19 protein-coding genes are annotated in these 21,646 nt (G+C 69.8%); 7 read left to right on the plus strand and 12 right to left on the minus strand.

The window, feature by feature from the left end; genetic code table 11:
* Positions 1-151: 151 nt before the first annotated feature.
* The 7 genes from D7I44_RS11495 to D7I44_RS11525 form a co-directional block, all read right to left on the minus strand.
* On the minus strand, positions 152-1,132 hold the full coding sequence (locus D7I44_RS11495; RefSeq protein WP_245979555.1) for an aldo/keto reductase: 981 nt from the start codon (positions 1,130-1,132) through the stop codon (positions 152-154).
* A gap of 2 nt (positions 1,133-1,134) precedes the next feature.
* Positions 1,135-2,208 (minus strand): NAD-dependent epimerase/dehydratase family protein, encoded by a 1,074-nt coding sequence (locus D7I44_RS11500; RefSeq protein WP_120789621.1) that lies wholly within the window; start codon positions 2,206-2,208, stop codon positions 1,135-1,137.
* A gap of 14 nt (positions 2,209-2,222) precedes the next feature.
* A complete protein-coding gene (locus tag D7I44_RS11505) occupies positions 2,223-2,579 on the minus strand; it encodes a tautomerase family protein (RefSeq protein ID WP_120789622.1) in 357 nt (118 codons plus the stop codon).
* A gap of 28 nt (positions 2,580-2,607) precedes the next feature.
* On the minus strand, positions 2,608-3,396 hold the full coding sequence (locus tag D7I44_RS11510) for a carbohydrate ABC transporter permease (RefSeq protein ID WP_120789623.1): 789 nt from the start codon (positions 3,394-3,396) through the stop codon (positions 2,608-2,610).
* Positions 3,396-4,343 (minus strand): carbohydrate ABC transporter permease, encoded by a 948-nt coding sequence (locus D7I44_RS11515; protein ID WP_120789624.1) that lies wholly within the window; start codon positions 4,341-4,343, stop codon positions 3,396-3,398. The genes D7I44_RS11510 and D7I44_RS11515 overlap by 1 nt, the downstream gene beginning before the upstream one ends.
* A complete protein-coding gene (locus D7I44_RS11520) occupies positions 4,340-5,722 on the minus strand; it encodes an ABC transporter substrate-binding protein (protein ID WP_162940231.1) in 1,383 nt (460 codons plus the stop codon). Before D7I44_RS11520 ends, D7I44_RS11515 begins: the two co-directional genes overlap by 4 nt.
* Before the next feature lie 222 nt (positions 5,723-5,944).
* Positions 5,945-6,994 (minus strand): LacI family DNA-binding transcriptional regulator, encoded by a 1,050-nt coding sequence (locus tag D7I44_RS11525; protein WP_120789626.1) that lies wholly within the window; start codon positions 6,992-6,994, stop codon positions 5,945-5,947.
* Between the two features lie 146 nt (positions 6,995-7,140).
* Between D7I44_RS11525 and D7I44_RS11530 the strand changes: the two genes are divergently transcribed.
* Together D7I44_RS11530 and D7I44_RS11535 are read left to right on the plus strand one after the other, a co-directional pair.
* Positions 7,141-7,920, plus strand: a complete 780-nt coding sequence (locus D7I44_RS11530; RefSeq protein WP_120789627.1) for an SDR family NAD(P)-dependent oxidoreductase — start codon at positions 7,141-7,143, stop codon at positions 7,918-7,920.
* Entirely contained in the window at positions 7,917-8,780 is an 864-nt protein-coding gene (locus D7I44_RS11535; protein ID WP_120789628.1) for an SMP-30/gluconolactonase/LRE family protein, read from the plus strand. The genes D7I44_RS11530 and D7I44_RS11535 overlap by 4 nt, the downstream gene beginning before the upstream one ends.
* A 185-nt stretch (positions 8,781-8,965) precedes the next feature.
* Here the strand turns inward: D7I44_RS11535 and D7I44_RS11540 are convergent, their stop codons facing one another.
* The 4 genes from D7I44_RS11540 to D7I44_RS11555 all read right to left on the minus strand — a co-directional run bounded on the left by D7I44_RS11540 (position 8,966) and on the right by D7I44_RS11555 (position 14,285).
* The gene (locus D7I44_RS11540; protein WP_120789629.1) at positions 8,966-9,832 is read right to left on the minus strand and encodes a fumarylacetoacetate hydrolase family protein; all 867 of its coding nucleotides are present in this window, start codon (positions 9,830-9,832) and stop codon (positions 8,966-8,968) included.
* The gene (locus D7I44_RS11545) at positions 9,832-11,571 is read right to left on the minus strand and encodes an IlvD/Edd family dehydratase (RefSeq protein WP_120790924.1); all 1,740 of its coding nucleotides are present in this window, start codon (positions 11,569-11,571) and stop codon (positions 9,832-9,834) included. Before D7I44_RS11545 ends, D7I44_RS11540 begins: the two co-directional genes overlap by 1 nt.
* Before the next feature lie 97 nt (positions 11,572-11,668).
* On the minus strand, positions 11,669-12,781 hold the full coding sequence (locus tag D7I44_RS11550; RefSeq protein ID WP_120789630.1) for a zinc-binding dehydrogenase: 1,113 nt from the start codon (positions 12,779-12,781) through the stop codon (positions 11,669-11,671).
* A 70-nt stretch (positions 12,782-12,851) separates the two neighbouring features.
* Positions 12,852-14,285: a glycoside hydrolase family 5 protein gene (locus D7I44_RS11555; protein ID WP_220093767.1), complete on the minus strand. Its 1,434-nt coding sequence runs from the start codon at positions 14,283-14,285 to the stop codon at positions 12,852-12,854.
* A 140-nt stretch (positions 14,286-14,425) separates the two neighbouring features.
* Here D7I44_RS11555 and D7I44_RS11560 point away from each other — a divergent pair, with 140 nt between their 5' ends.
* The 4 genes from D7I44_RS11560 (at position 14,426) to araA (ending at position 19,467) form a co-directional block, all read left to right on the plus strand.
* Complete coding sequence (locus D7I44_RS11560) at positions 14,426-15,457, plus strand: LacI family DNA-binding transcriptional regulator (protein ID WP_245979557.1); 1,032 nt, start codon at positions 14,426-14,428, stop codon at positions 15,455-15,457.
* Positions 15,458-15,632: 175 nt separating this feature from the next.
* Entirely contained in the window at positions 15,633-17,264 is a 1,632-nt protein-coding gene (locus D7I44_RS11565) for a xylulokinase (protein WP_120789633.1), read from the plus strand.
* Positions 17,261-17,953, plus strand: coding sequence for an L-ribulose-5-phosphate 4-epimerase (locus tag D7I44_RS11570; RefSeq protein ID WP_120789634.1), 693 nt, complete (start codon positions 17,261-17,263; stop codon positions 17,951-17,953). The genes D7I44_RS11565 and D7I44_RS11570 overlap by 4 nt, the downstream gene beginning before the upstream one ends.
* Entirely contained in the window at positions 17,950-19,467 is a 1,518-nt protein-coding gene (gene araA / locus D7I44_RS11575) for an L-arabinose isomerase (protein WP_120789635.1), read from the plus strand. The genes D7I44_RS11570 and araA overlap by 4 nt, the downstream gene beginning before the upstream one ends.
* An 80-nt stretch (positions 19,468-19,547) precedes the next feature.
* Here araA and D7I44_RS11580 read toward each other — a convergent pair whose 3' ends face one another.
* Positions 19,548-20,516, minus strand: a complete 969-nt coding sequence (locus tag D7I44_RS11580; protein WP_120789636.1) for an NAD-dependent epimerase/dehydratase family protein — start codon at positions 20,514-20,516, stop codon at positions 19,548-19,550.
* A gap of 3 nt (positions 20,517-20,519) precedes the next feature.
* On the opposite strand from D7I44_RS11580, the gene D7I44_RS11585 reads away from it, so the two are divergent.
* A complete protein-coding gene (locus D7I44_RS11585; RefSeq protein WP_245979558.1) occupies positions 20,520-21,599 on the plus strand; it encodes a LacI family DNA-binding transcriptional regulator in 1,080 nt (359 codons plus the stop codon).
* Positions 21,600-21,646: the final 47 nt, after the last annotated feature.

A 21,646-nucleotide genomic window follows, 5' to 3' on the forward strand; every position in this document is an offset into this window, starting at 1 on the left:
GGGAACCGATGTTCCCTTCGGAAGTGCGGCGGAGAGAACAACAGCTCTCTCCGCCGCGCGAATGGTTCCCTCGTTCACGTGAACCCGAGAAAACGCGTGATCGTTTCGAGACGCAGCGCTGCCCGCTGCACCTCAACGATCGGAGGGCGGATCAGTTCAGCCAGAGGGACGAGGGCGGGACCAGGGACTCCAGCTCGGGCCACAGCTCATCCGGCAGCTCGAGCGTGGCGAACCCGACCGTCTCGGCGACACGCTCCGGGGACGAGACCCCCACGACCGTCGAGTCGACGAACGCTGCGCGCAGCGAGAACTGAAGAGCCGCCGCCGCGAGCGGCACCCCGTAGCGCTCGCACGCGGCCTGCATGGCCCGCGCGGCATCCGCAATGCGATCGTCGCGCTCGCCGTAGCCGTACTTCGACTGCGTGTCGGGGCCCTTCGCCAGCATCCCGCCGCCGTAGGGCGCCGCATTGATCACGCCGATGCCGCGCTCGTGCGCGCCCTCGAACAGGCGCTGCGCCGAGCGGTCGAGCAACGTGTAGCGGTTGTGGCTCAGCACGACGTCGAACGCCTCGGTGTCGAGGTACTGCTGCAGCAGGTCGACCGGGCCGCCGGCGACGCCGATGAAGTCGACCGCGCCGGCCTCCTTCAGCGCGACCAGAGCCTCGACCGCACCGCCGGGCGCGACCGCCTCGTCGAACGAGATGCGCTCGGGGTCGTGCAGGTGCAGCAGCGGCACCCGGTCGACGCCGAGCCGCTCGAGGCTCTCCTCGTACGACGCGCGCACGCGCGCCCCGTCGAAGGCGCCCGTCTCGGGGTCGGGGTCGACCTTGGTCGCGAGCACGATGTCGGCGGGCAGTCCGCTGCGCGCGGCGATCGCCGCGCCGATGCGGCGCTCGGCCGACCCATCCTCCCCGTATCCGTTCGACGTGTCGATGAAGCGGATCGGGCCGTCGAAGACCGCGTCGAGCGTCGAGGCGGCGCGCTCGTCGGACACGTCGTAGCCGTAGAGCCGCTTCATGCTGGCGAGCGGGCTGGTGCCGACGCACAGCGCCGTCACGTCGAGGCCGGTGGAGCCGAGCGGATGCCTGGGAAGAGCAGTATTTCCCTCGCGGTGCGATGCAGTGGGGTTCACGTTCACGAAGCTACCGCCGCGCCGACGGCGGCGGGAGCCCGGTCCGCGAAGGCCTGCCGCGCCGCGTGGTAGGCATCGACGACCCGCTCGAGCACCTCTTCCGTCGCCTCGTCGCCGTGGGCGGTCTCGGGGTGCGCGGCGCGCCACTCCAGCATCCGCCGCACGGCGCGCTCGAAGGTGAGCTTCGGGGCGAACCCGGGCACGAAGCGGCGGATCTTCGAGTTGTCGAACACGGCGGAGTGTCCGAGGTCGCCGACGAACTCGCCCGACCAGAACCATTCGGGCGCCACCACGGGGTAGAACTCGCTCGGCACGTGCACGAGCTTGGGCTCGACCCCCAGCGCGCGCGCGAACAGCGTGTGGATCTGGTCCCACGTGAGCACGTCGTCGCCGGTGATGTGGAACGTCTCGCCGATCGCGCGCTCGCTGCCGAGCAGGCCGACGAGGCCCTGCGCGAAGTCCTCGGCATGGGTGAGGGTCCACAGCGAGGTGCCGTCGCCGTGCACCGGCACCTCCTCGCCGCGGGCGATGCGGTCGATGACCGCCCAGCCGCCGGCGAGCGGCGGGTTGGCGTCGTCGTAGGTGTGCGACGGGCGGATCACGGTCACCGGGAAGCCCTGCTCGCGGTGGGCGCGGGCGAGGGCCTGCTCGGCGCGCCACTTCGCGGTCGCATACGGAAGGGGCGGATTGGGCGCCGTCGGGGTCGACTCGGTGATCGGAGTGATCAGCACGGGCTTCGCATAGATCGACCCCGAGCTGATGTGCACGTACTGCTTTGTACGGCCACCGAAGAGCGCGACCATGCGGGCCACGTCGTCCTCGTCGTACGAGAGGAAGTTGACGACCGCGTCGAAGGTGCGATCGCCGATGGCGGCGACGACCGAGGCGTCATCCGTCACATCGCCGGTCAGCCACTCGACCTCGTCGGGCAGCTCGCGCCCGGTGCGGTTCGCGCCGCGGTTGAGCACCGAGACATGGAATCCGTGCGCAACTGCGAGCCGTACGCTCGAGGCGCTGATCGTGCCCGTGCCCCCGAGGAAGAGCACGTCCAATGGCGCGCCATCGTGTTCATGCATCCGCTCTGCCCCGCTCATCGTCCTGCGTACCAGTCTTCGAAGCCGTTCTCGACGAGCGCGATCTGCACGTCCTCTGGCCGCACGCCGAGCGGGGCGAGCTTCGCGACCACCGTCTCGAAGAACCGCCGCTTCACGGAGACCGGGTACATGTGCACCGCGGTCACCTGGATCAGCAGCAGGTTCTGCCGGTCGACGTCGTTGTAGCCCGGGTCGAACTTCAACTCGCCGGGGGCGTGCGGGCGGAACACCTGGAAGCGGTCGTCGGCCGGAATCCCGAGCGCCTCGATCTGCGCCTGGTGCACCGCCTCGCCGATGGCGTCACCGGTGCTGGCGTACAGCTCGGCGTCGAGGTCGACTTGGATGAGTGGCATGTGTGGTTCTACTTCCTATTGAGTTGCGTTACTTGATGGCGCCGGCCGAGAGGCCGCGCTCGAAGAGTCCCTGGAGGCACAGGTAGGCCACGATCTCCGGAATCGCCGTCAGCACGGCCGACGCCAGGATCTTCGTCTGGTCGTTGCTGAACTCCCCGACGAAGAACTGCGGGACGAGGGTGATGGTCTGCATGTCCTGCGACTGCAGGAAGACCAGCGGCATGAGGTAGTCGTTCCACGCCCCGATGAGCGTGAAGATGAGCACCGCCGCGGCGATCGGCCGCGTCAGCGGGATCACCAGGTAGAGGAACCCGCGCAGCGAGTTCGCGCCGTCGACGCGCGCCGCCTCGAACATCTCGTCGGGCAGGCCGTTGATGAAGTTGCGGGTGAGCAGCACGGCGAACGGCACCTGCAGCGCGGCGAGCGGCAGGATGACGGCCCAGTACGTGTCGAACAGGCCGACCGCCTGCGTCGTCGTGAACAGCGGTGTCAGCAGCACGACCTCGGGCAGCGTGAGGCACGCGAGCAGCAGCCAGAAGTACACCTCGCGGGCGCGGATGTGCAGCTTGGCGAACCCGTACGACGCGAGCATCGTGACGACATAGACGATCACGATCACGCCGGCCGCGATGATCGCGCTGTTCACGAAGAAGCGGAAGAAGCCCGGCACCCGCAGCACGTCGCGGTAGTTGCCCCAGCCGTCGCCCTGGAACGATCCCTGCACCATCGCGACCAGGGGGAACAGGTAGGGCAGGACGAGCAGGGTGGCGACGAGCTGAAGGATGCCTTTGCTCCACCATCTGCGGACCTCGAACATCAGCGCGCCTTCCTCTTGGTGGAGCGCTCCTCGCGACCGACGATCTGCAGGATGATCGCCATCACGAGCGCGATCACGAGCAGCACGATCGAGAGCGCGGCGCCGTAGCCGACGTGCGCCAGCTGAATGGTCATCTGGTAGATGTACGTGCCGAGGAACTGGGTCGCGTTGTTGGGCCCTGCGATCGTGACGAGCCACGGCACGTCGAAGGTCTTGAGCGCGCCGATCGCGCCGAGGATCGCGAGGGCGACGGTCGTGCCGCGCAGACTCGGCCAGATGATGCTGACCAGGGTGCGCAGGTTGCCGGCGCCGTCGATGCGCGCCGCCTCGAGCAGCGACTGGTCGATCTGGCTCATCGCCGCGTAATAGAGCACGAAGGTGAGCCCGGTCCACTGCCAGATGGTGATCACCATGATCACGGGCAGGGCGGTGGATTCCTGGCCGATCCACGGCTGCGCGAGGAACCCCAGGCCGATGTGCTCGAGCACCCAGTTGAACTGGCCGTCGGCTGCGAAGATCTGCCGGAAGACCGGCGCCATGATCGCAGGCGCCAGCACAACCGGCACGAAGACGATCACCTTGTAGACCACGGCGAGGCGGATGCGCGAGTGCATGATCACCGCGAACACGACGCCGAGCACCGTCTGCACCACGAAGGTCACGATGAAGAAGGCGACGGTGTGCCAGATCGCGCGCCAGAAGATCGGGTCCTGAGCGATGCGCGTGTAGTTCTCGAGTCCGACCGAGATCTTCTCGGGGCTCGCGCCGTCCCAGTTCAGGGTCGAGATGTAGCCCGTGTAGGCGATGCAGTAGTAGATCAGGCCGACCGAGAGGACGAGGGCGGGAATGATCCACGGCAGGCCGGGCGCTTGCAGGCGGCGGCGGGCGCGGGGCCGGCTCGACGAGCCGACCCCGCGCTGCGTCAACCGTTCGGTTGAAACCGTCATCCGTTGGCTGCCTTCGCCGCGTCGGCGGCCTGCTGCAGCGTCGTGGCCGCCTTCTGCGGGCTCGCGCTGCCGCTCGCGACCGACTGGGCCGCGGCGAGGAACGCGTTCTCGACGTCGGCGTTCAGCAGGGCGAAGCGCGGCTCGTCGATGCTCGCAGTCGCCTTCAGGTAGGCGTTGACCGGGCCGGACTGCAGCTCGGGGTCGACGAACTTGATCGAGGTGAAGTCGGGCGCGACCCCGGCGAGCACCGGGGTGGTGTCGAGGCGGTTGGCGATCTGCTGCTGGCCTTCTTTGCTCGTGGCCATCCACTTCACGAAGGTCTCGGCCGCGGCCTTGTTCTTCGACTTGCTCGCCACCGCGAGGCCGTAGTCGGCGTCGCCGAACATCTCGCTCGTGTTGCCCTTGCCCGCCACGTCGGGGAACGTGATCGGCAGGATCGGGAACGGCTTGGCGCCGGCGACGCCCGCGGACGAGATGGCCTGCGTCATGGCATCCGCCGTCGCGTACTGCGTGTACCAGCTGCCCATCATCACCATCGCGTACTTGCCGGTGAGGAACTGGTTGTTCACGTCGGGGTACTGCTGGGCGCCGAGGGCGCCCTCCTGCATGATGCCGTCGGTGAACAGCTCCTTCCAGATGGTGAGGGTCTCGACGCCCTGCGGGGAGTCCCACTTGGCGTCGCCCTTCGAGGCCTTGGTCCACCAACCCGGGTCGACCGAGTTAGCGATGGCCTGCAGGGTGTCCTGGTCGAAGCCCTCCTGCGAGGCGCCCTGGGCGAAGCATCCGACCCCGTTCTGCTTGAACGTGGCGCACACCTGCTTCCACTCGTCCAGCGTCTTGGGCGGCTCGAGGTTGTACTTCTTGAACAGGTCGGCGTTGTACCAGAGCGAGCCGGCGAAGGTCGAGCCGATCGGCAGGGCCGTGAGCTTGCCCTTCGAGCTGAGCCCGTCGACCGCGATCTTCGCGATCTTCGACTTCCAGTCGTCGCCGAGGGCCTTCTTGGCGACGGGGGTCAGGTCCTCTGCGTAGGTGCCGAACTGCTGCACGTAGGCGCCGGGCTGCAGGTCGTAGACGTCAGGGCCGCTGTTGGATGCCAGTGCGGGGCGCATCGCGGCCTGATAGTCGCTGATGCCGACCAGCTTGAAGTTGACCTTGATGTCGGGATACTGCTTGTTGAACGCGGCGATGAAGCCCTTCGCCTCGTCGCTGTTGGTCGGGGTCCAGCCCCACCAGTTGATCGTGCCCTTCGTTGCCGAGCCGGCTGATCCCTGGCTTGAGTTGCCGCTGCTGCACGCGGCCAGCCCGGTCATCGCGAGGCCTGCGGCTGCGACGACGGCGAGCGATCGGAGTGCGTTCTTCGATCGGAATGGGAATCGCATGTTCTTCCTCATTGGTCATGGACGACTGCGTTGTCGCCCCGCCGTTGAAAGTAACCAGCGCGAAAAGTCGTGTCAAGGTTTCTCTAGAAACAGGAAAGTTTCGTTATCTGAGCGCAATCGGGCGCCCGCGTGGCCCGCGCCGCGTGCGCTGCTCGGATGCGAGCAGCGCCAAGCGGATCGCAGCAGCGCACGGCGCCGGGAGGCGAGGAAACTCGCGCGGGACTACGCGCGTGGGGCGGCCGTGCTGTCGCGGGCGACGAGCGTCGTCGCCATGTCGACGCGGCGGAAGGCGAGCTCCGGCTCGTCGCGCAGCCGGGTGACGAGGTGCATCGCCTGCTCGGCCATCTCGGCGAGCGGCACGTGGATCGTCGTCATCGCAGGGCCGGCCCACTTCGCGATCGAGACGTCGTCGTAGCCGACCACCGAGACGTCGCCCGGCACGTCGAGCCCCAGCGAGCGGGCCGCGTCGTAGACCCCGAGGGCCTGGATGTCGCTCGAGGCGAAGATCGCCGTCGGGCGGTCATCGCCCTCCGCGCTCAGCAGCTCGAGCCCCTGGCTCAGCCCGTCGTCGTGGTGGAACTTGCCCGGCTTGATCCAGTCGCGGCGCGGGCGCAGGCCGGCGGAGTCGAGCGCGGCCCGATAGCCCGACAGGCGCGCCGTCGAGGCGAGCATGTCGTCGGGGCCTGTGATGATCGCGATCCTCGTGTGACCGAGCTCGACGAGGTGTCGGGTGGCGAGGTAGCCGCCGTTCCAGTCGGCCGAGCCGATCGACGGGGCGTCGGTGCCCGGCGCCCCGTACGGATCGATCATGACCACGGGGATGTTGCGGCTGCGCAGGCGCGCCTTCACCTTCTCGCTGAGGGCGGCGGCGACCAGGATGATGCCGATCGGCTGGCGCCGCAGCACGCCCTCGACCCATGCGGCAGTGGGCTGGTGGGAGTCCTGCGTGCCGGTGACGACCATGCCGATGCCCTGTTCGCGCGTGATGCGCTCGACGCCCGCGATCGCGGCCGAGCCGAACGGGCTGTCGATCTCGAAGCACAGCACGTCGACCAGCGGGGCCGTGCTCTGCGCTGTCGTGCGACGGTTGTAGTTGCGCTCGTCGAGCAGGGACTCGACGCGGCTGCGGGTCTCGTCGGAGACGCCTGAGCGGCCGTTCAGCACCTTCGAGACGGTGGCGACCGAGACGCTGGCGAGTGCCGCGACCTCTGACAGCGTCGCGCGCTGCGCGCGGGTTCCGCCCGCTTCGCCCGTCACGACACCATCTGTCATGGCGCTCAGATTATCGACACGGAGGGGCCGTCTTTGCACAGGGCGGCTCGTCTGCCGACGTTGACGGTCTGCGGGTGTGCTCATAGCGTTACTCTCGACGATAGGTTTCTCCAGGCGTGAGAAACTTTGTGCACACGAGGTTAGCAATGACGATGACCGAAAACATGACGGGTCAGGCATCCGTTTTCGCCCACTACCCCTCGCTCGCAGGCCGCACGGCCTTCGTGAGCGGCGGAGCGACAGGGCTGGGGCGCGAGTTCGTCGCGCAACTGGCCGAGCAGGGCGCGCGCGTCGCGTTCTGCGATGTCGACGCGGATGCCGGGGCGCAGCTCGCCGCTGAGACCGGCGCCCTCTTCCTTCCCGTGGACGTCACGGACGTGGCCGCGCTGCAGGCGGCGCTCGGCGAGGCATCCGCCCGCCTGGGCCCCATCAGGGCCCTCGTCAACAACGCGGCCAATGACACGCGCCGCCCTGTCGACGACATCGACGTCGCCGGGTGGGACGAGGGCGTCGCCGTCAACGTGCGACACCACTTCTTCGCAGCCCAGGCGGTGCGGGCCGGGATGCGTGCCGCGGGCGGCGGCTCGATCATCAACCTCGGGTCGATCAGCGCGCACATCGACCTCGTCGAGCTGCCCGTGTACATCACGGCGAAGGCGGGCATCGAGGGGCTCACGCGCACGCTGGCGCGCGAGTTCGGGGGCGATGGGATCCGCGTGAACTGCATCATCCCGGGCTGGGTGATGACGCCGCGACAGCTGTCCCACTGGGTCGGCGACGCCGAGCGGGCCAAGATCATGGCGGCGCAGTGCCTGCCAGAGCTGCTCTACCCCGCCGACGTGGCGCGCCTGATGCTCTGGCTCGCCGCCGACGACTCGCGGCTCTGCACGGCGCAGAGCTGGGTGGTGGACGGGGGCTGGATGTGAGGGCTGAGCAGCTCACGGCACCGGTCACATGGCACGGGGAGGGCCCCTGCTGGGACCCGGTGGGCGAGCGGATGCTTGTCGTCGACATGCTCGCCGGCGCCGTCGTCGACCTGTCGTCGCTCGAGTCGCCTGCGCGGCACTCGGTCGGCTCGCCGGTAGCGGCCGTGGTGCGGCCCCGGGCCGACGGGGGGTTCATCGTCGCGACCGAGCACGGGTTCTCGCTGTTCGACTCCGGGTTCCGGCGCGTGTGCGAGCTCGCCCAGGTGCTGGACGACCCCGCGATCCGGCTCAACGAGGGCGGATGCGACGCTGCCGGCCGGTTCTTCTGCGGGTCGATGGCGTACGACGAGACGCCGGGGGCCGCGTCGCTGTACCGGGTGACTCCCGACGGGTCCGCGTCGGTCGTGCTCGATGGCGTGACGATCTCGAACGGGCTGCAGTGGAGCCTGGACGGGTCGCGTGCGTACTACGTCGACACGCCCACGCATCGTGTGGACGTCTTCGACTACTCGGTGGCCGACGGGGAGCTCTCGGAGCGACGGCCGTTCGCCGATGTCTCGGGGTTCGACGGCGCGCCCGACGGCATGACGATCGACGCCGAGGGCGGGCTCTGGGTCGCGTTCTGGGGCGGGGGAGTGATCCGCCGCCTCGACCCGGAATCCGGGGCGGTCACGGAGGAGGTCTCGGTGCCTGGGGCGTCGCACACCAGCGCGGCGGCGTTCGGCGGGGCATCCCTCGACACGCTCTACATCACGACGTCGCGCCAGCACCTGCCCGACGACGCCGAGCCGCGGGCCGGGTCGGTGTTCGCGGTGCAGCCGGGCGTGCGCGGGGTCGCGCTGCCGGTGTTCGGCGGGTAGGCGTGCCGGCGTCCGGGGCCGTGCGCCGTGCGCCGTGCGCCCACCGCCGGAGTAGGAACCGGGCGCATTTCGTGTGAGAGATCTTGCGTCTCGGCGGTATGCGTAGGATCAATCGCGCGTCTTGCGCCCGGTTCCTACCGGGGTGCCGGCATGCCCGAGTGCGGGAGTGCCCGATTCCGACGGGCTCAGGCCCGCCCGACAGTGACTACGGGGTTGCGCAGCGTACCGACGCCCTCGATCTCGATCGTGACCTCGTCGCCGTCGTGCAGGGTGAACTCGGCCGGCGGCACGACGCCGGTGCCGGTCAGCACGATGACGCCGTCGGGGAAGTCGAGGCCCCGGAACAGCCAGCCGGCGAGGTCGTCGAGGCTGCGCGCGAGCTGGTCGGTCGAGGTGCGCTCGTCGAACACCGCGACGCCGTCGCGCTCGATGAGCAGGCGGATGCCGAACGGCGGCGTCGCCGCCCACGCCGGCACGATCTCGGGGCCGAGCGCGCAGCCGGCCGTGAACACCTTCGCCTGCGGCAGGTAGAGCAGGTTCTCGCCCTCGATCGATCGGCTCGACGAGTCGTTCCCCGGAACGTAGCCGAAGATCTCGCCGGCCGAGTCGACCACGATGCCGAGCTCGGACTCGGGCACGTCCCACGTGGAATCCGCGCGCTTGCCGACCGGCTCGCCGTCGCCGACGACCCGCACGCCCGTCGACTTGAAGAACAGCTCGGGGCGCTCGGCGCCGTAGACGCGATCGTACGGCGTGCCGTCGGTCGCCTCCTCGATGCGCCCGTCGCGGCTGCGCAGATAGGTCACCCCGGCTGCCCACACCTCGTGCTGCGGGTCCACCGGCGCGAGGATTCGCGATGGCCGGATGCCGGGGCCGGCCGCCGCTTCGACCGCGGCACGAGCCTCGGCGGCGGGCAGTCGCAGCAGCTCGGCGAGCGTGATGCCGAGCGGGGCGTATTCGTCGCCGCGGCGCACCGCCCAGAGCACGTCGCCGTCGAGCTCGACGCGCGCGAGTGCCAGCTCGGGGCGGCTCTGCGAAGCATCCGTCGTCATCAGTGGGACTCCCTTGTCACGGTGGATCCGCTCGACCCCACGAGGAAGTCGAGGTCGGCGCCGGTGTCGGCGCCCTGAACGTGCTCGATGTACAGCTTCTGCCAGCCGCGGTCGGCCTTGGCGAAGCTCGCGACCTCGCGGAACGCGGGCTTGCGCGCCTCGAGCTCGTCCTCAGCGACCAGCAGCTCGAGCTTCCGGTTCGGCACGTCGAGCGAGATCAGGTCGCCGTCCTGCACGAGCGCGAGCAGGCTGCTCGGCGCGGCCGCCTCGGGTGAGACGTGCAGCACGACGGTGCCGTATGCCGTTCCCGACATGCGCCCGTCGGAGATGCGGACCATGTCGCGCACGCCCTGCTTGAGCAGCTTCGGCGGCAGCGGGGTGTTCGCGACCTCGGGCATGCCGGGGTAGCCCTTCGGCCCACAGCCGCGCAGCACGATGACCGAGTCGGCGTCGACGTCGAGCTCGGGGTCGTCGATGCGGGCATGGAAGTCCTCGATCGAGTCGAAGACGACGGCGCGGCCGGTGTGGGTGAGCAGCTCGGGCGTGGCCGCAGACGGCTTGATGACGGCGCCGCGCGGGGCGAGGTTGCCGCGCAGCACGGCAATGCCGGCCTCGTCCTGCAGGGGGTCCTCGCGCAGCGAGATGACGTCGCGGTCCCACACGGGGTGGTCGCCGAGGAACGAGGTGAGCGGCGTGCCGAGCACGGTGAGCGCTGCCGGGTCGAGCAGGTCCTCGACCTGGTCCAGCACGGCGAGCAGGCCGCCGGCGCGGAACAGGTCCTCCATCAGGTACGAGCCGGAGGGCTGCAGGTTGACGAGCAGCGGCACCTTCCCGCCGATGCGGTCGAAGTCGTCGAGCGTCAGCTCGATGCCGAGGCGCCCGGCGATCGCGAGCAGGTGCACGACGGCGTTCGTCGAGCCGCCGATCGCGGCGAGGGTGACGATCGCGTTGTGGAAGGACTCCTTCGTGATGACCTGCGAGATGCGCCGATCTTCGAGGGCGAGCTCGACGGCGAGTCGACCAGAGGCGTGCGCCGCCTCGAGCAGCCGCGAGTCGGGGGCCGGCGTGCCGGCGACGCCCGGGATCGTCATGCCCAGCGCCTCGGCCATGATGCCCATCGTCGAGGCCGTGCCCATCGTGTTGCAGTGGCCCTTCGAGCGCACCATCTGCTTGTCGAAGCGCTCGAACTCCTCCTCGGCCAGGGTGCCCGCGCGCACCTCTTCCGAAAGCGCCCACACACCCGTGCCGCAGCCGGAGCGCTCTCCGCGGAAGTATCCGTTCAGCATCGGCCCGCCCGGCACGACGACGGCCGGGATGTCGACGGATGCCGCGCCCATCAGCAGCGCGGGAATGGTCTTGTCGCACCCGCCGAGCAGCACGGCGGCGTCGATCGGGTTGGCGCGCAGCATCTCCTCGATGGTCATCGCCGCCATGTTGCGCCAGAGCATCGCGGTCGGCTTGACGAGGGTCTCGCCGAGCGAGGTGACCGGCAGGTTCACGGGCACGCCGCCCGCCTCCCACACGCCCTGCTTGACGAACTCGGCGACCTCGTTCAGGTGCGCGTTGCACGGGGTGAGGTCGCTCGCCGTGTTTGCGATCGCGATCTGCGGGCGACCGTCGAAGGCGTGGTCGGGCACCCCGCGCCGCATCCATGCCCGGTGGATGAACGGGTCGCGCCCCGTGCCGCCGTACCAGTCCTGACTGCGCATCGTCGCGCCCTTTCCTTCGGTTGAATCCATCTTCACAGCCCCGTCGTCACCGAGAAGTGCCGTAATGCCGTCAATGTCGCGGCCGGACGACATCGCGGCGCTTTTCGAGGCGCCGAGACCGACGCGATCACGGCACGAGGATGCCGCGGCCGACCGCGCCGGCCACGAGGTGCTCGTAGGCGGTGGCGACCTCGGAAAGCGGCATCCGCTCGCCCAGCAGCCGGTCGAGGGGCAGGCGCCCCGCGAGGTACAGCGCGAAGATGCGCGGCAGGTCGATGAGTGGGTTGCTGGAGCCGTAGAGCGACCCCACGACGCGCTTCTGCCGCTGCACGAGCTGGTTGAGCGGCACGGGGAACTCGGTGTCGGCCGCGCCGAGCCCGACGGCGACGACGGTTCCGCCCGCGGCGGTCGCGTCGAGCGCCTGGCGCAGTGTGGCCGGCCGGCCGATCGCCTCGATCGCCCACGGCACACCGCGGCCGCCCGTCGCTGCGAGCACTTCGGCCGCGGCATCCGCCTGCCGTGAATTGATCGTGACCGTCGCGCCGAACTCGCGCGCCAGCTCGAGCTTCTCGTCGTCGATGTCGACCGCGACCACGGGGTGCGCGCCGGTGAGCGCCGCGCCCATGATCGCCGACAGCCCGACACCGCCGGCGCCGATCACGAGCAGCGGGCGGCCGGCAGCCTTCTCGACCACGTTCCACACCGCGCCGACGCCCGTGATGACGGCGCACGCCGAGATCGCGGCGATCTCGGGCGGCACCCCGTCGGGCACGACGACCGCGGCGTTCTCGTTGACGACGACGCGCTCGGCGAAGCACGAGACGCCCATGAGATGGTGCAGCTCGGATCCATCCGCGAACGAGAGCCGGGACGTGCCGTCGGGCAACCCGCCGGTCGCGGCCTGCACGCGACCGAGCTCGCACAGCACCGGGTTGCCCGACACACACGCCTCGCACACACCGCAGCGCGGGCGCCAGAGAAGGGCGACGCGGTCGCCCACCTTGATGCGACCGGATGCCCTGGGGCCGACGGCCTCGACGATGCCCGCGCCCTCGTGTCCGAGCACGAGGGGCAGCGGCGCCGTGAGGCCTCCGGTCATGTAGTGGTAGTCGCTGTGGCACACGCCGGCCGCCTCGATGCGCACGAGGATCTCGCCATCGCGCGGATCGGCGAGCTCGACGTCCTCAACGGTCGGTGGTGTGCCGGGCGCGCGCAGCACGGCGGCGCGTACGGTGGTCATGACGCCTCCGTCGTGTGCGCGGGAGAAACGACGGTTGCGCGGGCGCAAGCTCTCCCGCAGAAGCGCCCGTTCACCCGCGCACCAGGACGTCGCCGCCGGCGACGAGCTGCTCGCGCAGCGACTCCCGCACGAGGCACTGCTCGAAGGCGAACGAGTCGGCGAGGGCGTCGAGCTCGTCATCCGTCAGGCCGCGGAAGAGCTCGGCGTATTCGTCGGCGAGCGGCTGCGCGAACAGCAGGTTGTTGAGCAGCGTGGCGACCGTGTCGAAACGGCCCCACGGGTACGGTCGCCAGTTCGGGAACTCGCGCGCCGCGAGCGCCTGCACCGCCTCGCTCACCTCGCGCACCCCCGTGCCGCCGAGCCGGTCGCTGCCCCACTGGTCGGCGGCGAGGCGGTTCTTCTTCGCGACGAAGGCGTCGAAGCGGCGCCGGTACGGCGAGTCGGGGCTGACCGAGACGAGGCCCTGGCGGCCGAGGTCCTTGTACATCCAGCTGGTCCAGCTGACGTCGAACTCCCGGTACAGCTCGAGCTGGTCGGCGAGGATCTCGCGGCGCATGGCATCCGTTCGCTCATCGCCCGTGTAGATCGGCGCGAACTCGCCGACCATGATCGGCGTCCCAGACGCCCGCGCGTACTCGGAGCGCTGCAGGAACTTGCGGCGCGCGTAGTCGCGATCGATGTACACGCCGTCGGTCTCGCCCGGGTAGTCGCCGCCGCGGCCGAGACCCGAGGCGACGTAGTCGTGCAGCGAGTACACCGTGTTCGGCCACGGGTTCGCGGCGTCGAACATGTCGAACTCGGTCGAGTACGTGTTGCCGTCGAGGAAGATCGCGTGGTCGGGATCGATCGCGCGCACCGCGTCGAACAGGCGGCGATAGAGCGGGCCGACAACGCGGCGGGTCTCGTCGGCCGGTTCGTTCATGAGGTTGTAGCCGGCCACCCAGGTGTTGCCCTTGTAGTGCTCGGCGATCGCCTTCCAGATGTTCTCCACCCGGTCCTGGAAGTGCGGGTGGCGCCATAGCTGCGCCTGGTGCGTGTCGTTGTCGGAGTGCCAGTGGTGGTTCTGCCCGCCGGGCAGCGCATGCAGATCGATGAGCGAGTACACGCCATGGCGGCCGGATGCCTCAACCGCACGATCGAGGTGATCGAACGCGTCCGGCTTGATCTCGAACGGGCGGTCGTCGTTTTCGAAGTGGTGGTAGTTGACCGGAATCCGGATCAGCGTCATGCCGAGCTCGCCGAGGAATGCGGCATCCGCCTCGCCGTAGAACGCGGTGAGCAGGCGGTCGAAGAAACGGGTGGCGCGGTCGTTGCCGATGACGCCCGCGACCTTCTCGCGCATCAGGGTCTCGTTGGCGGGGTAGCCCGTGATGAAGTTCTCCATGTTGAGCCAGCCGCCGACGCAGACGCCCGTGAAGCGGATCGGCCGGCCCCAGCCGTCGAGGAAGCGGGTGCCGTCGGTGCGGACGAACTGCGGGGGCTGGGTGCTGCCGACCATGGCCATGACCTCACTGTCACGTGTTTGAGAAAAGTTTCGCGATTCAGTTCGGGACTTTCGCGATTGCTCTCAGGCTAGGAAGACGTCGGTCGCGGTGTCAAGCGGGCGCGCGGCATGAGCTTCGGGCGCTCGCGATAATGACTCGTGTGAACCGGGCTGGTGGTGCGAGCGTGCGGGGCGAGGGCTCCGTCCCCAGCATCCGCGATGTCGCCCGCGCGGCGGGCGTCTCGCACATGACCGTGTCGCGTGTGCTCAACGCGCATCCGAATGTCAGTGCCGCGACCCGCGAACGCGTCGAGGCCGTCATCGCCGAGCTCAGGTTTCGACCGAGCCGCACCGCGCGGGCGCTGGCGCACGGCGCGTCGCGGGTCATCGGGGTCGTCGAGGCGACCGGTGGCCGCTACTACGGGCCGGCTTCGACGATCGCCGCGATCGAGGACGCGGCGCGTGCAGAGGGCTTTTCGGTGATGATCGCGGCCATCGATGAGGGCAGCACCGGCAGCGGGGCCGCAGCGGTCGAGCATCTTCTCGACCAGGGCGCCGCGGGCCTGATCCTGGTGGGTCCAGGTGCGACGGCGAGCGGCGAGGTGACGGATGCCGCCGCCGGAGTCCCCCTCGTCGTGATGCACGCCGCCGAAGGCGCGGGATCGAGCTCGGCCGAGCAGGTCGAGGGTGGCCGCGTCGCCGCCCGCCATCTTCTCGAGCTGGGGCACAGGACGATGGCGCAGCTCGCCGGGCCGGCGGGCTGGGTCGAGGCCGAGGCGCGGGCGCGCGGATTCGCCGCCGAACTCGCCGAGGCCGGCGTGACACTCGCCGCACAGGTCGAGGGCGATTGGACAGCCGCCTCCGGCTTCGCCGCCGGCCGCGAGCTGCTTGCCGTCGGCGGATTCACGGCGGTGTTCTGCGCGAACGACCAGATGGCGCTCGGGATGCTTCACGCAGCTCGCGTCGCAGGCATCGCAGTGCCGGCCGAGCTCAGCGTGATCGGGTTCGACGACATGCCCGAGGCGGCGCACTATGCGCCCGCCCTCACGACGCTGCGACAGGACTTCGGCGAGCTCGGGCGGCGGGCCATCGCCACCCTGCTCGCGCAGCTCGGCCGCGGCGCGGCACCCGGGCCGGTGTCGGCGCCGAAGCTGATCGTGCGGGAGTCGGCGGCGCGGGCTCCGCGCGGGTAACGCGGGGTTAGCGCCGACGGAAGGGATCCCGCCGCTGTGGCGGCGCGTCGCATACTCACGCCGGCGTGTCGGCCGGAATCTCTTCCGCGAGGGCCTCGGTGCTTGCGCGCCCAGCGCCGTGTCACTACCGTGTTACCGGTAACATGTATCCCCAGCAGCGAGGAGATCGCGGTCGATGACGACTGACGAAGGGCAGAGCGCTGCCCGGGTGATCGCCGAGGGTCGCGCGACCCTCGGGATCGAGTTCGGCTCGACGCGCATCAAGGCCTGCCTGATCGGCCCCGACTTCCAGGTGCTCGCCGTGGGCGCGCACGAGTGGGAGAACGAGTTCGTCGACGGACGGTGGACCTACTCGCTCGACGCGGTCTGGGCCGGGTTGCAGTGCGCGTATGCCGACCTGGCCGACTCCGTGCAGCGGCAGTACGGTTTGCGGCCGACGAAGCTCGCGGCGATCGGGATCTCGGCGATGATGCACGGCTATCTCGCGGTCGACGATGGCGGCGAGCTGCTGGTCCCCTTCCGCACCTGGCGCAACACCTCGACCGGGCCGGCGGCGGCCGAGCTCACGGAGGCGCTCGATTTCAATGTGCCGCTGCGCTGGTCGATCGCGCATCTCTACCAGGCGGTGCTCGACGAAGAGCCGCACGTCGCGCGCCTCGACAAGCTCATGACGCTCGCGGCATATGTCCACTGGCGCCTCACGGGTCGGTTCGTCGCGGGGTCGGGCGACGCGTCCGGCATGTTCCCGATCGATGCCGTGACCGGCGGCTTCGATGAGGGCAGGCTCGCAATCGCCGGCGAGCTGATCAGCAGACGGATGCCTGATCTCGACCTCGCCGCGCTGCTTCCCGAGGTACTGCCGGCCGGGTCTGACGCGGGGGTCCTCACCGATGAGGGCGCCGCGCTGCTCGACCCGTCGGGGGTGCTGCAGCCCGGCATCCGCTTGTGCCCGCCTGAGGGCGACGCGGGCACCGGAATGGTCGCGACCAACTCGGTCAGCGTGCGCACCGGGAACGTGAGCGTCGGCACGAGCGTGTTCGCCATGATCGTGCTCGAGCACGACCTCGCCGCGGTGCACCCCGAACTCGATGTGGTGACCACGCCGGCCGGTGCGCCGGTCGCAATGGTGCACTGCAACAACGGCGCGAGCGAGCTCGCCGCGTGGGCCGGCGTCTTCGGTCAGTTCGCGGAACGCGTTGGCGCGCCCGCAGACAGCGACGCCGTGTTCGGCGCGCTGCTCGGGGCGGCGGCACAGGGCGAGGCCGACGGCGGCGGGCTGCTCGCCTACAACTTCCTCTCGGGCGAGCCGATCGCCGGGCTCGACGCGGGCCGGCCGCTCGTCGTGCGCACTCCCGAAAGTCACTTCACGCTCGCGAACTTCATGCGCTCCCAGCTCTACTCGGTGTTCGCGACGCTGAGCCTCGGCATGGAGGTGCTCGCCGGCGAGGGCGTTCGCGTCGACCGGATGCTCGCGCACGGCGGCGTCTTCCGCACCGCCGACATCGCCCAGCGCGCGCTCGCCGCGGCGCTCGGGGTGCCGGTCGCCGTCGAGCGATCGGCGGGTGAGGGCGGCGCCTGGGGCATCGCGCTGCTCGCCGCATACCTCGACGAGGCGGACGAGCTCAGCCTCGGCGAATTCCTCGACCGGCGCGTGTTCACGGGCGATTCCTTCAGCGAGGCGGCACCGGATCCCGCCGAGCAGTCAGGGTTCCGGGCGTTCCTCGAGAGCTTCCGGGCAGGGCTCGCGATCGAGCGGGCTGCGGTGCAGGCATCCGCCCGCCCCGTTGAGAAGGAGAACAGAGAATGACGGCGGATGCTGCGATTCAGACGACCCGCGAGCAGGTGGCTGCACTGCACGCGGAGCTCGTGCGCTACGGGCTCGTCGTGTGGACGGGCGGGAACATCTCGGGGCGCGTGCCCGGCGAGGACCTGTTCGTCATCAAGCCGAGCGGCGTCGAATATGACGAGCTCGCGGCCGACAACATGATCCTCTGCGACCTCGACGGCAACGTCGTCCCCGGCACGCTCGGAAGCGAGCGCGCACCCTCGAGCGACACGGCGGCGCACGCATACGTCTATCGGAATATGTCGCACGTGGGCGGCGTGGTGCACACGCACTCGGACTACGCGGCGGCGTGGGCCGCGCGTGGCGAGGCGATCCCCTGCGTGCTCACCGCGATGGCTGACGAGTTCGGCGGCGAGATCCCCGTCGGGCCGTTCGCCATCATCGGCGACGACTCGATCGGCCGAGGCATCGTCGAGACCCTCGACGGCCACCGCTCACGCGCCGTGCTCATGCAGAACCACGGGGTCTTCACGATCGGCAAGGACGCCCGCGACGCGGTCAAGGCGGCGGTCATGACCGAGGACGTCGCCCGCACCGTGCACTTCTCGAGGCAGCTCGGTGAGCCGATCCCGATCCCGCAGGAGAAGATCGACGCCCTCTTCGACCGTTACCAGAACGTCTATGGACAGAAGCCACAAGGAGCACTGTGACCACGCCATTCACCCCTTATGAGGAACTCGAGGTCTGGTTCTTCACCGGAAGCCAGGGGCTCTACGGCGAAGAGACGCTGAGGCAGGTCGCCGAGCAGTCGCAGGGCCTGGTGGCGACGCTGGATGCGGCATCCGCGGTGCCCGTCAAGATGGTGTGGAAGCCGGTGCTCACCGACTCGGCCGCCATTCGCCGGGCCGTGCTCGACGCGAACGCCGAGACCCGAGTGATCGGCGTGGTCACGTGGATGCACACCTTCAGCCCAGCGAAGATGTGGATCGCCGGCCTGCAGGAGCTCGCGAAGCCGCTGCTGCATCTGCACACCCAGGCGAACGTCGAGCTGCCGTACGGCGAGATCGACTTCGACTTCATGAACCTGAACCAGGCGGCGCACGGCGACCGGGAGTTCGGCTACGCGCTCACCCGGCTCGGCGTCCGTCGCAAGACGGTCGTGGGCCACGTCACGAACCCGCGGGTGCAGGAGCGCGTCGGCACCTGGGTGCGCGCCGCCGTCGGCAGGCACGCGCTCGCGAACCTCAAGGTCGCGCGCTTCGGCGACAACATGCGCCAGGTCGCGGTCACCGAGGGCGACAAGACCGAGGCGCAGGCGAAGCTCGGCGTCGAGATCAACACGTGGGGCGTGAACGAGCTGGTCGCGCGGGTCGAGGCGGCGACGGATGCCGAGATCGACGCCCTCGTCGACGAATACGTCTCTTCCTACGACGTGGTCGACGAGTTGCTTCCCGGGGGCGCGCGGCACGTGGCGCTGCGCGACGCGGCCGCGATCGAGATCGGGCTGCGCTCCTTCCTCGAAGACGGCGGCTTCGGCGCCTTCACCGACACCTTCGAGGATCTCGGCGCCCTGAAGCAGCTGCCGGGCCTCGCCGTGCAGCGGCTGATGGCAGAGGGCTACGGATTCGGCGCTGAGGGCGACTGGAAGACCGCCGTCCTCGTGCACGCGGCCGCCGCGATGGGGGCGGGGCTGCCCGGCGGCGCGAGCCTGATGGAGGACTACACCTACGACCTCGTCGACGGGCGCGAGGCGATTCTCGGCGCGCACATGCTCGAGGTGTCGCCGTCGCTGACCTCGGCGAAGCCGTCGCTCGAGATCCACCCGCTCGGCATCGGAGGGAAGGACGACCCCGTGCGGCTCGTCTTCACCGCGGACCCGGGCCCGGCCGTCGTCGTCGCGCTCGCCGATCTGCGCGACCGCTTCCGGCTGACCGCCAACGTGGTCGACGTCGTCGAGCCCCGCGCGCCGCTGCCTCACCTGCCGGTGGGGCGTGCGGTGTGGCATCCGCGCCCCGATTTCGAGACCTCGGCGACGGCCTGGCTCACGGCCGGCGCCGCGCACCACACGGTCATGTCGACCGCCGTCGGCCTCGAGGCCTTCGAAGACCTCGCGCGGATGGTCGGCATCGAGCTGTTCGTCATCGACGAGCACACGCGGGCGCGCGACGTCGAGAACACGGCCCGCTGGAACGCGGCCTACTGGCGCCTCGACGGGCGGCCGTAGTCGCCGCGTGCGCGGGTGAAAACGCGCGTGCGCGGGAGTTGTTCGACCCGCGCACACGTCGTTTCACCCGCGCACGCGCGTCAGATGCTGACGCGGCCGTTCGCGACGAACCAGTCGAGCGCCTCGCGTGCGGCCTCGAGTGAGGTGTAGCGCGGCTCGTACCCGAGCTCGGTGCGCGCCCGCTCGATCGACGCCGCAGGGCTGCGCAAAACGTGCTCGAGCGTCGTCGCGGCGGCCTCGGGCCCGACCGCGACAGCGAACTCCGCCCACGGTGCGAACTCCAGATCGGGCGTGTGTCCGAACCACCCGGCGACCGCTTCGGCGAAGCCGCGCAGGGTCAGCGCGCGGTCCGACACGACGTGGTACGCGCGGCCAAAGAGGCCGGCTGAGGCATCCGCCCCTCGCTCGATCGCCAGCTGGAAGGCCTGCGCGACGTCGTCGGCGTGGACGTGGTGCAGCGTCTCGAGACCGAAGCCGGGAAGCACCACGCGCTCGCCGCGGGCGAGCTTCTCCCACACGGACGCCTCGAGGTTGCCCTGCGGGTTGATGATCGGCCACCCCGGCCCGCTGATGTGCCCGGGCCGCAGGATGATCGACGGCAGGCCATCGGGGCGGGCGGATTCCTCGGCCAGCATCCGCTCGATCTCGAGCTTGCCCGTGCCGTACTCGCCCCAGGGCTCGAGGTCTTCGTCTTCGTCCGTCGGCACAGCCGTCGGCGCGCCGTGCACCCAGATGGTGCTGCACATGACGAGCAGGCGCGTGCGCCCGCGCACGGCGTCGACGAGCTGGCGGGCGGATGCCGCGGTGAAGCACACCAGGTCGACGACGACGTCGGCGGAGAGCTCGGCGATGCGCGCGCCGAAAGTGCCTGCCGCGTCCTCGGCCTCGCGGTCGGCGGTCACCGTCTGAACCTGCTGCCATGCAGGGTCGTCGCGGTAGCGGGGCGTCCCGTTCCGCGACAGCGCCACCACCTCGTGCCCGGCCGCGACGAGCCGCGGAACGAGATAGCCGCCGATGTGCCCGGTGGCGCCGATGATGACGATGCGCATGGGGTGCCCCTTCCCGACTTGCCCTCGACTCGGGCGCCTGCTACGTTTGTCGAACCGGTTCGACGACGAGTAGGTAGATCAATGGCGACCATCCAAGACGTTGCGCAGCGCGCGGGCGTCTCGCGAAGCACGGTCTCCTACGCGCTCTCCGGCAAGAGAACCATCTCACGCGAGACGCGGGAGCGCATTGAGGCGGCGATCCGCGAACTGGGCTTCACCCCCAACGCCGGCGCGCGGGCACTGGCCACCTCGCAGACGCTTGTCATCGGGCTCCTCGTGCACTTCTTCGAAGACGAGTTCTCGCCCGCCATGCTGCAGTACGTCTTGCCGATCTCGGACGCGGCGCGCGAGGCGGGCTACGACATCCTGATGGTCACCGAGACCGACGGGCCGAACGCACTCGAGCGCATCTCGAGCTCGAACATGGTCGACGGCGTGATCCTGCTGAACGTCGCCCACGAGGACCCGCGCCTTCCTGTGATGCGGAAGATCCACCAGCCCGGCTCGATGGTCGGCCTGCCGAAGAATGCCGAAGGCTTCGACGTCTTCGACCTGGATTTCGACGAGTCCGGCCGTGTTCTCGTCGACCATCTGGCCGAACGGGGGCACCGAGAGATCGTGCTGGTCACGCCGCGGGCTGATGTCTACGACCGTGGCGGGGCCTACGCTTGGCGGTTCCAGAATGCCGCCCTACAGCGCGCCGCGCAGTACGGAATGCGCGTCCACTGGTTCCACGGTGAGACCCAGCAGCCGGCGGTCAACCGGCAGATCGGCGAGATCCTGGACGCGAAGCTCGGCACGGCGATGATCGTGCACAACGATGCGGTCATCGCGGCGCTGCCTTCCGTGCTGCACGCCCGCGGCATCCGCGTGCCCGACGACCTGTCCGTCGTAGGCATCTTCTCTGAGGATTTCGCGCGCCTCTTCAACCTGCCGTACACCTCGGTCGAAACCTCGCCGGATAAGCTCGGCCGCCTTGCGGTTCAGGCTCTCGTCACCCGCATGCTCGATCCGGAGGGCACCGCCGCCCATCGTGTCGAGCTCATCGCGCCCCAGATCACCGATCGGGGCAGCACGAAGTAGCCGCCGATCGCGCGGGTGCTTCTTGCGACGTCGAATCGAACCGGTTC

Source organism: Gryllotalpicola protaetiae, assembly GCF_003627055.1.
GTDB classification, from domain to species: Bacteria; Actinomycetota; Actinomycetes; order Actinomycetales; family Microbacteriaceae; genus Gryllotalpicola; species Gryllotalpicola protaetiae.